Source organism: Aeromonas sp. QDB63 (assembly GCF_027707425.1).
GTDB lineage: Bacteria > Pseudomonadota > Gammaproteobacteria > Enterobacterales > Aeromonadaceae > Aeromonas > Aeromonas caviae.
The window spans coordinates 72,623-85,566 of sequence record NZ_JAPCIS010000014.1; the positions used below are offsets into that span (position 1 = coordinate 72,623).

The following is a 12,944-nucleotide window of genomic DNA, read 5'->3' on the forward strand; positions in this document are numbered from 1 at the left end:
AACAGCTTGATTTATGGCAAAAAATGCGAGGTCGGTGATTGCGCTCGGCGGCAAAATGCATATAGTAGAGGCCACTGATGCGGGTGTAGTTCAATGGTAGAACGGTAGCTTCCCAAGCTGCATACGTGGGTTCGATTCCCATCACCCGCTCCACATTCCAGATAGTGGCACGCGCCGTTGTCCATATCAGCCAGATGGCTGTCTGTCGTGGGGATTACCCATCACACCAAGCAAGTTTTGATGCCTAGCGGGCATCGTATAATGGCTATTACCTCAGCCTTCCAAGCTGATGATGCGGGTTCGATTCCCGCTGCCCGCTCCAGTCTTTACACAAAAAGCCCACTCCTGCGAGTGGGCTTTTTGTTGTCTGTTTTTTGATGCCGGCGAGAGTGCCAGAGCGGCCAAGCTGAAAGGCGCAGACATGGAAAAGGCGCCACAGGGCGCCTTTTCAACTCGGGAGTGGGAAGGATTACTCCTGCTCCAGCTCGCCGCAGAAGCGATAGCCTTCGCCATGGATGGTGGCGATGATCTCCGGGGTGTCGCCCACGCTCTCGAAGTGCTTGCGAATACGGCGGATGGTCACGTCCACGGTGCGGTCGTGGGGCTTGAGTTCGCGGCCCGTCATCTTCTTGAGCAGCTCGGCACGGGTCTGGATCTGGCCGGGGTTCTCGCAGAAATGCAGCATGGCGCGGAACTCGGAGCGGGGCAGCTTGAACATGTCGCCAGCCGGGCTGACCAGGGCGCGGCTGTTGATGTCCAGGGCCCAGCCATTGAACAGATAACGTTCCACCAGCTTCTTCTCTTCGCCACCGGCGGCCACGTTCATGGTGCGGCTCAGCAGGTTGCGGGCACGGATGGTCAGTTCACGGGGGTTGAACGGCTTGGTGATGTAATCGTCGGCACCGATCTCCAGCCCCAGGATCTTGTCCACTTCGTTGTCGCGACCGGTCAGGAACATCAGGGCGATGTTGTCATCTTCACGCAACTCGCGCGCCAGCAGCAGGCCGTTCTTGCCCGGCAGGTTGATGTCCATGATCACCAGGTTGATGGTGTGGCTGGTCAGGGCCTGGTGCATCTCGTCACCGTTGTTGGCTTCCAGCACGATGTAGCCTTCGGCTTCGAAGATGCTCTTGAGGGTGTTGCGGGTGACCAGCTCGTCTTCGACGATCAGAATATGTGGTGTTTGCATGAGTATTCCCAGATTCTTATCAGTTAATTATCGAAATTTTAACACTCTTTGGCGTTATCCGACCGGTCCTGAAAATTTATTACGTCATCCTGGGTATGAATATCAGGTCGAATCATCGCGAATTTGGTAACTATGTCGGCAAGCATCCCTGTGCCGTACATGGGCTCTCAACAAGTCTGAACAAGAGAAGCCCGGAGAGGTAGTCCATTACAAAAGTTGCTGCATTTTATCAGTTAACAGGCGCATAACAACACTCTTTGCCGTCAGATAGCAACTTTTTAACTCAGCTTTGATATAAGTCAATCCCCGAGTTCGCTGCATCATACTTGGGCTGACCCGCTTTTTCGCCCTTAATAAATGTAATGGGATGTAACATGTGGTTGACATGACTTTGTGGGAAAACTACAGAAAAGTGTGCTTCATCGCCCCCTTTGCGCCTCCCAGCTGCCCAGCCTATGCCATTGTCACGGCCTGGAACCCGGCCAGCCGGTGGGTGGGGCTGCGCCGCAATGCCCGTCGCCAGCGAGCCCTTGTCCGGCAAGTGGGCGAGTGTCCCGTCATGGGAGAGGTCTGGGGGAGCGATGAGGATGAGCGCTGGCAGGAGGCGTCGCTGTTGTTGCCGCTTTCGCAGTCAGAGGCGATCCGGCTGGCCGCCCGATTTGGCCAGAATGCCCTCTATTGGGTGCGTGAAGGAGAGCTCTGGCTGGTGCCCGTGTTGCTGGAAGGGACGCCCTGTCATCTGGGGGCGCTTGCGTCCCGCTGGCGGTTCAGGCCTTCGGGCTGACATGGCCCCCCGCCATCCGGACAGGGCACCCGGCCGGTGGATTGTCAGCGCCCCGACATGATGAAAGAATGAGCGGACACATTTCACTCCATGGAAGGATGATGATCATGCTGGACCTGTTGCCCGACCTTTGCGATGAACATGGCGATGCCCTTAGGATCGCTGACCCCCTGTTTCAGGACTATGGCGGCAAGGCGCTGTTTTACGGCGAGGCCGTGACCCTCTCTTGCTTTGAAGACAACAGCCTGGTGCGTGATCTGGTCAATCGTCCCGGCCATGGCAAGGTGATGGTGATCGACGGGGGCGGCTCCCTGCGTCGGGCGCTGCTCGGGGATCAGCTGGCCATCAAGGCGGTGGAGCAGGGGTGGGAGGGGATCCTCATCAATGGTGCCGTGCGGGATGTGGGGACGCTGGCTACCCTGGCGCTGGGGGTCAAGGCCCTGGCCCCCTGCCCGGTCAAGACCGAAAAACGGGGCCTGGGCACGCTGGACACCGTGGTCTCTTTTGCCGGTGTGACCATAGCGCCCGGCGACTATGTGTACGCCGACCTCAACGGTGTGCTGGTGAGCGGCGCCAGGCTCCTCTGAACCTCAGAAGTTGAAGCCCACTCCCAGAGTGAGAAAGTGTTCCGTGCTGAAGGCACTGAGTCCGTAATTGGCGGTGATGGCCAGGGAGGGGGTCACCAGCAGGCTGCTGTTGAGCTCCAGCAGGGTGCTGGCCTTGCTCACCTCCAGCTGTTTGAGCTGGCTGCCGATGTTGAGTGACGGGGAGAGGCGATAGCGCACCCCAGAGCTGATATTGAAGCCGGCCTGCCCACTTTGGGGGCCGATGGCGGGGCCGGCCTCCATGTAGAGGCTGATGTCATCCTGAAGCGGGTATTGATAGCCGGTATTGATGAGCCAGAGGTCGAAGTTGTCGCCCAGGTGGCTCTGGTTGCCGAGCAGTACGCCGGAATAGCTTTTGACGTAGAGCGGGTTGTCCGATTCGGTCTGGAGAAAACTCCAGTCGGCGGCCTGAGCCGAAAAGACGAGGCTGGATGCCATGGCGATGACGAGAGACTTGACCATTCGTTTCCCCTCCCTGGGTCCGAACAGGACTACAAGCATGGCACATGCCAGCGGGGAGTAAAGGGAACCCCGATCACAATAAAAGAGTTTTGATTGACGCTGCAGTCATGGTACACAGGCCCCTCACTCAGTGTCGTTACGACACGCTCCATCACGAGGTGAACTGATGAACAACAAACTCATCCTGCTGGCCGCTCTGGCCCTGGGAGGCTGCGCCATGACTACGGGTTCCACGCTGGCACAATTGCAGGCATCGACCTGGCAACTGCAAGGGGCGAGCGGTGATACCTTCACCCTGCAGGTCGCCGGTGACAAGGTGGCGGGCAAGGGCGGCTGCAACCGCTACTTTGGCGGCATCACAGAGCAGGGTGACGGCGTGTTGACGCTGGGCGCCATGGGTTCGACGCGCATGATGTGTGCGGGGGATCTGGCCGGCAAGGAAATGAACTACCTGCAGACCCTGGAGAAGGTGGCGAGCTTCCAGATCAGCGGCAAACAGCTAGTACTCAAGGATGCCGACAAGGCCACCTTGCTGACCTTTGACGCCGTGAAATAAGCCGGGATCTCGTCAAAGGCTGTCGCAGGCGGCCCCTGCGCCAGCGTGCAGAAGAATGTGAAAAGGGACGCCATGGCGTCCCTTTTTGTACCTGATGCCGGGTCATCCCCCTCGCTGGAAGCGAAACCGCTTCTTGCGCCGGTAGGGATAGACATCCTCGAACATCCCCTCCTTGATGTTGCTCTGCAGCATCTTCCAGTAGTTGGCGTCGAAGAGCTCCTTGTGCAACTGCATCATGATCTCCCGCACCTGGGGTTTTTGCAGCAGGAAGGTGGCGAACTCCTCCGGGAAGATGTCGTTGGGTGCCACCGAATACCAGGGTTCGGCGCTCCACTCGTCCTCCGGGTAGCGTGGCGGCGGGATCTGGCGGAAGTTGCACTCCGTCATATAGCAGATCTCGTCGTAGTCATAGAAGACCACCCGGCCGTGGCGAGTCACCCCGAAGTTCTTGAACAGCATGTCGCCGGGGAAGATGTTGGCCGCCGCGAGCTGGCGGATGGCGTTGCCGTACTCCTCCAGGGCGAGGCGGGTCTGCTGTTCGTCCGCCTGATCCAGATAGAGGTTCAGGGGGATCATCTTGCGCTCGGTGTAGAGGTGTTTGATCACCAGCTTGTCGGCGGTGAGGGTAAGCGCAGAGGGCGCCACCGCCTTGAGCTCGGTCAACAGCTCCGGCGAGATGCGATCGAGGGGAAACTCGAAGTTGGTGAACTCCTGGGTATCTGCCATGCGGCCCACTCTATCGTGCTGTTTTACCAGCCGGTATTTCTCCTTCACCTGCTCGTGGCTCACCTCCTTGGGCGGGGTGAACTCGTCTTTTATCACCTTGAACACCACATCGTAGGAGGGGAGGGTGAACACGCTCATCACCATCCCCTTGATGCCGGGCGCGATGACGAACTGCTCCCGGCTCTGGGCCAGGTGCTGCTGGTAGTGACGATAGAGCTCGGTCTTGCCGTGTTTCTGGCAGCCGATGGCGTTGTAGATTTCATAGTCCGGCTTGCGGGGCATGATCTGGCGAAGGAAGGCCACAAAGAGCGCCGGTACCGGGGCATAGACCATGAAGTAGGCGCGAGCGAAGCCGAACACGATGGAGGCCAGCTCCGGCTCGAAGATGACAGTGTCCACATAGATGCTCTGACCGGTGCTGAGCAGGGGCAGGATGAAGGGATAGACTTCTCCCTTCACCCGGATGAGCCCCACCAGATAGGCTCCCTTGTTGCGATAGAACACCTCCCTGAGCAGCTCGATGGCGAAGGGCTCCTCGTGCAGGATGGCCGGGCCGCTCTCTGCCAGATGGCGGTGGATGTCCATGATGTCCCGCTGCTTGTCTTCGAAAGGGAGGGTGAAGCTGTAATCCCCGAGCAGCTGGCTCAGGGTCTGGGGCAGGTGGGAGAGATCGGTGCGATAGATACGCAGCAAGGATCCCAGGTCAGGCTTGTCGCCCCGGCTCACGAAGGGGTGGATATAAAGGTTCTCGTCGCGGATGTTGCGATGGCGAAAGATGCGGCGATAGACGGAATTGAAGAAGGACTCCGCCACCTCGAAGTTCTCGCAGCGGGGCAGGAGATCGCTGAAGGCGCCTTTCACCTGCTTGAGCAGGGCCTGGGTCGGCAGCTGCTCCCCCATCATCTGTTTGATCTGCGCCGTGGTGGCGCCGACATGGTGATCATAGAGGCGGATGCGCTCTCGACCGGCGAGCTGCACCCCCAGCCAGTCGCTGTTCTCGAAACGGCTCTTGCTGCCCTGGGTTATCTCGAGAAAGCGGCTGTAAAACGACTCAAAACGTTGCAGGATCGTCTCGGCGACCGCCTGCTCCAATGGCTGCTGCATCTCTCTCTTCCTTGTGATCTGTCGGGCCCATGGCGTCAGTGCCCTGAGGCGGCGGACTCGCGTCCAAGGCCACTATGGCAACATCCAAACATCTGTTCAAGTGGCAATATTTCGGGATAAACGGTAGATTGCGCCCCTGTTTTGCCGACGGTTCGCCGCAGTTCGCGGCGTCGGCCCCATCCTGGAGAGAACCCGATGAAACTCTATTTTGTGCTGGTGTCGCCCGCCCGTGCCGCCAACGTGGGGGCTGCTGCCCGCGCCATGAAGACCATGGGCTTCGATGCCATGCGACTGGTGGGGAGCCGGGTGCACGAAGAGGAGGAGGCGAGCTGGGTTGCCCACGGGGCGCAGGAGATCCTGACGGATGCGCAAGCCTTCGACACCCTGGAAGAGGCCCTGGCGGACATGGATCTGGTGGTCGCCACCACCGCCCGGCAGCGCGGCCGCTACCAGCACTACCTCACCCCGGCGGACATTCGCGACCAGGTCCGGGCCAAGCCCTCCCTCGAGAAGGTGGCCATCGTGTTTGGCTGCGAGGAGTTCGGACTCTCCAACGAACAGCTCGCCCAGGTGGATCTCATCAGCTACCTGCCTCTCAAGGTCTCATACCCGTCCCTGAACCTGGGTCAGGCGATCATGCTGTATGCCTATGAGTTGAGTCCGCTGCTCGATGACCAGAAAGTGAGCGACGAGCAGGACGTAGCAGAAAATTTCGAGAGTGCCGGGCAGGTTCGCGTGCTGAAATCAAAAACAGCAGAATTGCTTGGTGAGCTCGGAGTTTCGCAGGATGAAAAACTACATCAATGGGTGATGGACCGAGTGCCCATGCTGCCGCAGCGGGATCTCAATATGCTCCATCTGCTCTGCAAAGACCTTGCCCGCAAGTTTGGCAAGGAGGTTTAGGTTGACAGCCCCTCGCCGGGCGCGGTATTGCTAACAACCAGATTCGTTCAAGAGTGTTCGTCATGCAGCTATTCACCAACATCATCACCACCACCATTATTACCGGTACCACCACAGGTGGCACTGGGGCCGGTTGATGCGCTGACGAACAAGCACAGAAATCAGAAAAAGGCCCGTACCCACCCAGTACGGGCCTTTTTTGTTGGATTGTTTTTAGACCAATTAGCAGATCAATTTGCAGGGAATACAGGGAGATAGCGATGAGAGTGTTGAAATTTGGCGGGTCGTCACTGGCCGACGCAGAGCGTTTCTTGCGGGTTGCCGATATCGCGGTGAATACCCACGGCCAATCCCAGGTGGCCCTGGTGCTGTCGGCACCGGCCAAGGTGACCAATCACTTGGTCGCCCTGGTGGAACAGACCAGTCGCGGCATGGATGCAAGCAGTACCCTGTTCGAGATCAACGGTATCTTCTCCCGCCTGCTGGCCGGCTTGAAGGCCGCCTATCCCGCGCTGGATGACAAGGCGCTGCAGGCCCGTCTCACCGCCGAGCTGGATCAGGTCGAGCGGCTGATGCAGGGTATCCGTCTGCTGGGGCTGTGCCCGGACAACGTCCAGGCCCGCATCTTGAGCCGTGGCGAGAACCTCTCCATCGCCTTCATGCACGAGCTCTTGCGGGTGCGCGGCCTCGAGCTGGATCTCATCGTGCCCGAGCAGTTGCTGGTCACCGATGGCGGCTACCTCGAAGCCCATGTGGACATCGAAGCCTCCCGGGTGCGCTTCGCCGCCAAGGGCCTGCGCTCTGACTGTCTCTACCTGATGCCGGGCTTCACCGGTGGCAGCGACAAGGGCGAGACCGTGCTGCTGGGCCGCAACGGCTCCGACTATTCCGCCGCCGTCTTGGCCGCCTGCGTCGATGCCGAGTGCTGCGAGATCTGGACCGACGTGGAGGGCTGCTACAACTGCGACCCGCGCCTGGTCCCGGACGCCTACCTGCTCAAAACCCTCTCCTATAAAGAGGCGATGGAACTCTCCTACTTCGGTGCCAAGGTGCTGCACCCGAAGACCATCGCCCCCGTGGCCCAGTTCCACATCCCCTGCCTCATCAAGAACAGCTTCAACCCTCAGGGTCCGGGTACCCTCATCGGGGTCGATCAGGGGGATGACGATCTGAAGGTGAAGGCCATCTCGGATCTCTCCGGCATGTGCATGTTCAACGTCTCCGGTCCCGGCATGAAGGGCATGGTGGGCATGGCCGGTCGCATCTTCTCCGCCGTCTCCCGCGCCGGGGTCAGCATCGTGCTGATCACCCAGTCGTCCTCCGAGTACAGCGTCAGCTTCTGTATCCACAGCTACGACAGCGACAAGACCCGCAAGGTGCTGGAGCGCGAGTTCGAGCTGGAGTTCAAGAACCAGTTGCTGGACCCGCTCGAGATCATGACCGATCTGGCCATCATCTCCCTCATCGGCGATGGCATGCGCACCTCCAAGGGGATGGCGGCGCGCTTCTTCACCTCCCTGGCCCAGGCCTCCATCAACATCGTCGCCATCGCACAAGGGTCGAGCGAGCGCTCCATCTCCGCGGTCGTGCGCTCCGGCAAGGTGGCGGAAGCCATCAAGGCGTGCCACCAGAACTTCTTTGGCAGCCAGCAGTTCATCGATCTCTTCGTGGTCGGGGTGGGCGGCGTCGGTGCAGCCCTGGTGGATCAGATTGCCCGCCAGCAGCCGGTACTGGCCGAGCAGGGCACTGGCCTGCGAGTAGTGGGTATCGCCAACAGCCGCCAGATGGCGGTCAACAAGGATGGTCTGGCCCTCGCCAACTGGCGTGAACAGCTGGTGGAAGCACAAGGCAGTTTCAGCCTGGAGGCGGTGAAGAAGCTGGTGGAAGAGAGCCACCTCATCAACCCGGTGATCGTCGACTGCACCTCGAGCGAAGCCGTGGCCGTCCAGTACGCCGATTTCCTCGGGGCCGGCTTCCACGTGGTCACCCCGAACAAGAAGGCCAACACCGGGTCGCTGGATTACTACAAGGCGCTGCGCCGCACCGCCCGCCAGACCCGCCGCAAGTTCCTGTACGAGACCAACGTGGGCGCTGGCCTGCCGGTCATCGAGAACCTGCAAAACCTCATCAAGGCCGGTGACAAGCTGCGCGCCTTCGACGGCATCCTGTCCGGGTCGCTCTCCTTCATCTTCGGCAAGCTGGACGAGGGGATGGCCTTCTCTGAGGCTACCCAAATCGCCCGCGGCAACGGCTTCACCGAGCCGGATCCCCGCGATGACCTGAACGGCATGGACGTGGCTCGCAAGCTCCTGATCCTGGCCCGCGAGGCCGGCATGGCGCTGGAGCTCTCCGATGTGGAGGTGGAGCAGGCACTGCCGCCGGGCTTTGACGTGAGCGGCGACGTGGAAGCCTTCATGGCCCGCCTGCCCGAGGCCGACGGCTGGTTCCGCGACCAGTTCGCGGCGGCCCAGCGTGAAGGCAAGGTGCTGCGTTACGTCGGCTCCATCGAGGGTGGCAAGTGCAAGGTGGCCATCAAGGCGGTGGGGGGCGACGAGCCCCTGTTCAAGGTAAAAGACGGGGAGAACGCGCTTGCCTTCTTCTCCACCTATTACCAGCCCATCCCCCTGGTACTGCGCGGCTATGGCGCAGGGACCGAAGTGACCGCCGCCGGTGTCTTCGCCGATGTGCTGCGCACCCAGAACTGGAAGCAGGAGCTGTAACATGAGTTCAGAGATGAACCCGAATGTAGAAATCGGCGGCAGCGTGGTGGCCTATGCCCCGGCCTCCAGCGCCAACCTGAGCGTGGGCTTTGACGTCCTGGGGGCGGCGCTCGCCCCCGTGGATGGCTCCCTGCTGGGGGACCGCGTCCAAGTGAAAGCCGCTGACGTGCCTTTCGCTCTCTCTTCCGTGGGCCGTTACGCCCACAAGTTGCCGGACGACCCGAAAAAGAACATCCTCCACGACTGCTGGGTCGCCTATGGCGAGGCGCTTGAGAAGCGCGGCCTGGGTCTCAAGCCGCTGGAAATGGTGCTGGAGAAGAACCTGCCGGTGGGCTCGGGCCTGGGATCGAGTGCCTGCAGCGTCGTGGCGGCGCTGGAAGGGCTCAACGCCTTCCACGGTGCGCCCCTGAATGAACACGACCTGCTGCTGCTGATGGGGGAGATGGAAGGGAAGATCTCCGGCTCCGTCCATTACGACAACGTGGCGCCCTGTTATCTGGGCGGCATGCAGCTGGTGCTGGAGGAGGGGGGCGTCATCAGCCAGGGCATCCCGGTGTTTGACGAGTGGTACTGGGTGGTCTGCTACCCGGGCACCGTGGTCTCCACCGCCGCCGCCCGCGCCATCCTGCCGGCCCAGTATCGCCGCCAGGACTGCCTCACCTATGGCCGCCGGCTGGCCGCCTTCGTGCATGCCAGCTACAGCCGCCAGGAAGGGCTGGCCGCCAGCGTCCTGAAAGACGTGATCGCCGAGCCTTATCGCGCGGCCCTGATTGAAGGTTTCAACGAGGTGCGGGCCCAGGGGGCCCAGAACGGGGCGCTGGCCACCGGCATCTCGGGGTCCGGTCCCACCGTGTTCGTGGTGATGAAGGATCTGGCCCAGGCCGAACGCATGAAAGAGTGGATGGAAGCGCACTTCGTGCGCAATGAAGATGGATTTGCCCGGGTCTGCAAACTGGACATGGCCGGGGCACGGGTAACAGGAAGCGAGCTATGAATCTTTACAACATCAAGGACAAGAGTGAACAGGTGAGCTTCGCGCAGGCGGTGCGTCAGGGTCTGGGCCGCGAGCAGGGGTTGTTCTTCCCTGAGACCCTGGAGCCGCTGGCCGACGTGGATGCCCTGCTGGATCTGCCGCTGGCCGAGCGCTCGGCCCGCATCCTGAGCCACCTGCTGGGTGACGAAGTACCGGCTGCCAAGGTGAGCGAGCTTATCGACGCTGCTTTCACCTTCCCGGCGCCTCTGGTGAAGCTCAAAGATGGTACCTATGCCCTCGAGCTGTTCCACGGCCCGACCCTGGCATTCAAGGATTTCGGCGGCCGCTTCATGGCCCAGTGCCTGGCGGCCTTCCGCACCAATGACAAGATCACCATCCTCACCGCTACCTCCGGCGACACCGGCGCCGCCGTGGCCCACGCCTTCTACGGCCTGGAGGGGATTGAAGTGGTGATCCTCTACCCCAAGGGCAAGATAAGCCCCTTGCAGGAGGCGCTTTTCTGCACCTTAGGCGGCAACATTCGCACCCTCGCCATCGACGGCGACTTTGATGCCTGCCAGGCGCTGGTCAAGGATGCCTTCGACGATGAAGGGCTCAAGACCGCCATCGGCCTCAACTCCGCCAACTCCATCAATATCAGCCGCCTGCTGGCCCAGGTCTGCTACTACTTCGAAGCCGTGGCCCAGTTGCCGAAAGCCGATCGCGCCAAGGCGGTCATCAGCGTGCCGTCCGGCAACTTTGGCAACCTCACCGCGGGTCTCATCGCCAAGGCGCTGGGGCTGCCGGTGAAGCGCTTTATCGCCGCCACCAACGCCAACGACACAGTGCCGCGCTACCTGAAAACCGGCCAGTGGGAGCCGCACCAGACGGTCGCGACCCTGTCGAACGCCATGGACGTGAGCCGCCCCAACAACTGGCCGCGCGTGGAAGAGCTGTGCCGTCGCAACGGCTGGGCGCTGGAAACCTTGGGCTCAGGGATGCGTGATGATGCCCAGACTCGCGATGCGTTGCAGCGCCTGCATCAGCTGGATTACCTGTGCGAGCCCCACGGGGCGATTGCCTGGGATCTGCTGAACGAGCAGCTTGGGCAAGACGAGGTCGGTGTGTTCCTCTGCACCGCCCATCCGGCCAAGTTCAAAGAGTCGGTGGACGAGATCCTGAATCTGGATGTACCGCTGCCGGGCCCGCTCGCCAAGCACGCCGCGCTGCCGCTCCTGTCCCACGATCTGCCCGCTGACTTTGGCCGCCTCAAGGCCTTCCTGCTCGGTTAAGCCGTCATGAGACGCTGACGATCCCCCGCTTTTTCACGAAAGCGGGGGATTTTTTATGTCCGGTATTGATGTCTGGTATTGGGCGGGTAGCCCGCCCAGATCCCCCTGAAACAAGGAGCACGGCATGAGCCCGCATCCCCTTCGCACCCTGATCGAGACCTGTGACGCCGCCATCTCCCGGCGCGACTTCGACGCCCTGATGGCCTTCTACGCCGAAGACGCCGCCCTGGTGGTCAAACCCGGCATGGTGGTGCGCGGCATTCCCGCCATCCGCCGCGCCTTCACTGCCATCTCCGATTACTTTGACGGTCAGCTTGAGGTGACCCAGGAGGCCATGGAGGTGATCGAGGGGGCAGACAATGCCCTGGTGATCATGGAGACCCGGCTGCGATATCCGGGCGGAGAGGGGTGGATTGCTGAAACCCGGCGCGCTACCTATGTGTTTCGCAAAGAGCCCGGCGGGCAGTGGCGCTGCACGGTGGACAACTCCTACGGCACCACGCTGCTGGGGGCGCAGCAGCCCGGCGATCGGCCTGCAACCGACTAGCGCAGTCACACTGGCTCGACGTAGCCAGAGTGCGTGTATAGCGTGCGTAATCAAGGCTCACCATCAAGGCCGTGCTGCCAGATCGGCTAGTCAGATCGAGTAGCAAGAGCCAAGCCATCCAGGCCGGGGAGCCCGAGCCGCACGCAGGGCACCGCTCTGCCTGGGAGGGGGCATCACAGCGCAGCCAACGGCGCAACTCCCCGTTTTGGTTGTGCCTCACAACCTGCTGGCAGAAAGTGTGCTGACAGTGATTGCTGCGACGTTTTTACGAATCTGGTTTGCACTCTCGTTGTTATGTTCGCCCCTGGCAGCACAACCCTGTCTGTGGGTCATTTCCGGCACTCCGTGGCCCGTTGACCCGGTCTGCCGTGGCTGCTAATCAGGGGACTGCTTGACACCCTTCATGGACGAGCAGAGCCGCAGATGCCTCGACGGCGCGGCCTATCGACAACAACAACACCACAGTGCAGGGAGCAGACCATCATGTGGCCGTACCGAAAAATAGTGACCCAGTCCCTCAAAACCCCCCTGATGATCGCCAGGATCATCTTTTACTTCGCCCTGATATTACTGTTGCCGCTGCCTTTTATGGTGTCTGCAGACACCGTCCTGGCAGAAATCGGGCGCACTTATTACGCCCTGTTCTCATTGCCCATCGCCATGGTGCTGATGCTGATATCGAGCCTGATGGCCATCCTCATTGCCATGGTGGAGTCGCGCAACCAGCAGCCACCCCAAGGGCGGTGGTAAGAAGGTCCTTGCCTTGCTAGCCATCCAATAAAAAACCATCCCGGGCGGGATGGTTTTTTTGTTGCCGGTCACCCAGAACGGCCCTGATTCTAAATTGGGACACCCACCTTTTTGACATTACTACATCTGAACACGCGACCTGCCGGGTAAACGTTATTTACCCGATCTTGAGCGGGTTCTTGGAGGCGAAATGTGTGATGGCAGATGGAGCCAGCTGAGTGATGGCTGGCTCAGAAAGGTGGGTATCCTAAATTCTAAGGAAGGTGCGAATAAGCGGGGAAATTCTTCTCGGCTGACTCAGTCATTTCATTTTTTCAGTTTGAGCCGATCTTT

The 12,944-nt window shown here is 60.7% G+C and carries 12 protein-coding genes, 2 tRNA genes and 1 other annotated feature; of the genes, 11 read left to right on the forward strand and 3 right to left on the reverse strand.

The features are described 5' to 3' along the window. The first annotated feature begins 79 nt into the window (after positions 1-79). Positions 80-153: transfer RNA gene (locus tag PG879_RS11370), tRNA-Gly, on the forward strand. 94 nt (positions 154-247) lie between these two features. Beyond that, positions 248-322 (forward strand) — tRNA-Gly (locus tag PG879_RS11375). A gap of 147 nt (positions 323-469) precedes the next feature. Here PG879_RS11375 and arcA read toward each other — a convergent pair. Further along, positions 470-1,189: a two-component system response regulator ArcA gene (arcA, locus tag PG879_RS11380; RefSeq protein WP_010673581.1), complete on the reverse strand. Its 720-nt coding sequence runs from the start codon at positions 1,187-1,189 to the stop codon at positions 470-472. Between the two features lie 385 nt (positions 1,190-1,574). On the opposite strand from arcA, the gene PG879_RS11385 reads away from it, so the two are divergent. Continuing rightward, the gene (locus tag PG879_RS11385; protein ID WP_239053892.1) at positions 1,575-1,973 is read left to right on the forward strand and encodes a DUF3293 domain-containing protein; all 399 of its coding nucleotides are present in this window, start codon (positions 1,575-1,577) and stop codon (positions 1,971-1,973) included. Positions 1,974-2,080: 107 nt separating this feature from the next. After that, positions 2,081-2,560, forward strand: a complete 480-nt coding sequence (locus PG879_RS11390) for a putative 4-hydroxy-4-methyl-2-oxoglutarate aldolase (RefSeq protein WP_048208766.1) — start codon at positions 2,081-2,083, stop codon at positions 2,558-2,560. Positions 2,561-2,563: 3 nt separating this feature from the next. Here the strand turns inward: PG879_RS11390 and PG879_RS11395 are convergent, their stop codons facing one another. Beyond that, positions 2,564-3,040 (reverse strand): hypothetical protein, encoded by a 477-nt coding sequence (locus PG879_RS11395; RefSeq protein WP_128297170.1) that lies wholly within the window; start codon positions 3,038-3,040, stop codon positions 2,564-2,566. Positions 3,041-3,206: 166 nt separating this feature from the next. On the opposite strand from PG879_RS11395, the gene PG879_RS11400 reads away from it, so the two are divergent. Further along, on the forward strand, positions 3,207-3,596 hold the full coding sequence (locus PG879_RS11400) for an META domain-containing protein (protein WP_039039356.1): 390 nt from the start codon (positions 3,207-3,209) through the stop codon (positions 3,594-3,596). A gap of 102 nt (positions 3,597-3,698) precedes the next feature. Here the strand turns inward: PG879_RS11400 and aceK are convergent, their stop codons facing one another. Continuing rightward, entirely contained in the window at positions 3,699-5,426 is a 1,728-nt protein-coding gene (gene aceK, locus PG879_RS11405) for a bifunctional isocitrate dehydrogenase kinase/phosphatase (protein ID WP_010673586.1), read from the reverse strand. Between the two features lie 195 nt (positions 5,427-5,621). Here aceK and PG879_RS11410 point away from each other — a divergent pair, with 195 nt between their 5' ends. From PG879_RS11410 to PG879_RS11435, 6 genes are all read left to right on the forward strand, one after another. Continuing rightward, a complete protein-coding gene (locus tag PG879_RS11410; protein ID WP_270830210.1) occupies positions 5,622-6,329 on the forward strand; it encodes a tRNA/rRNA methyltransferase in 708 nt (235 codons plus the stop codon). Positions 6,330-6,398: 69 nt separating this feature from the next. After that, positions 6,399-6,532 (forward strand) — a sequence feature (Thr leader region). A 57-nt stretch (positions 6,533-6,589) separates the two neighbouring features. Next, positions 6,590-9,049, forward strand: coding sequence for a bifunctional aspartate kinase/homoserine dehydrogenase I (gene thrA, locus PG879_RS11415; RefSeq protein ID WP_104454504.1), 2,460 nt, complete (start codon positions 6,590-6,592; stop codon positions 9,047-9,049). A gap of 13 nt (positions 9,050-9,062) precedes the next feature. Further along, the gene (gene thrB, locus PG879_RS11420; protein WP_113979192.1) at positions 9,063-10,043 is read left to right on the forward strand and encodes a homoserine kinase; all 981 of its coding nucleotides are present in this window, start codon (positions 9,063-9,065) and stop codon (positions 10,041-10,043) included. Next, positions 10,040-11,314 carry a threonine synthase gene (gene thrC, locus PG879_RS11425; RefSeq protein ID WP_270830211.1) on the forward strand — a complete coding sequence of 425 codons (1,275 nt, stop codon included), beginning with the start codon at positions 10,040-10,042 and terminating at the stop codon, positions 11,312-11,314. The genes thrB and thrC overlap by 4 nt, the downstream gene beginning before the upstream one ends. Positions 11,315-11,438: 124 nt before the next feature. Next, positions 11,439-11,861: a YybH family protein gene (locus PG879_RS11430; protein WP_270830212.1), complete on the forward strand. Its 423-nt coding sequence runs from the start codon at positions 11,439-11,441 to the stop codon at positions 11,859-11,861. 483 nt (positions 11,862-12,344) lie between these two features. Then, positions 12,345-12,611, forward strand: coding sequence for a hypothetical protein (locus tag PG879_RS11435; protein ID WP_042015800.1), 267 nt, complete (start codon positions 12,345-12,347; stop codon positions 12,609-12,611). The last annotated feature ends 333 nt before the right edge of the window (positions 12,612-12,944 follow it).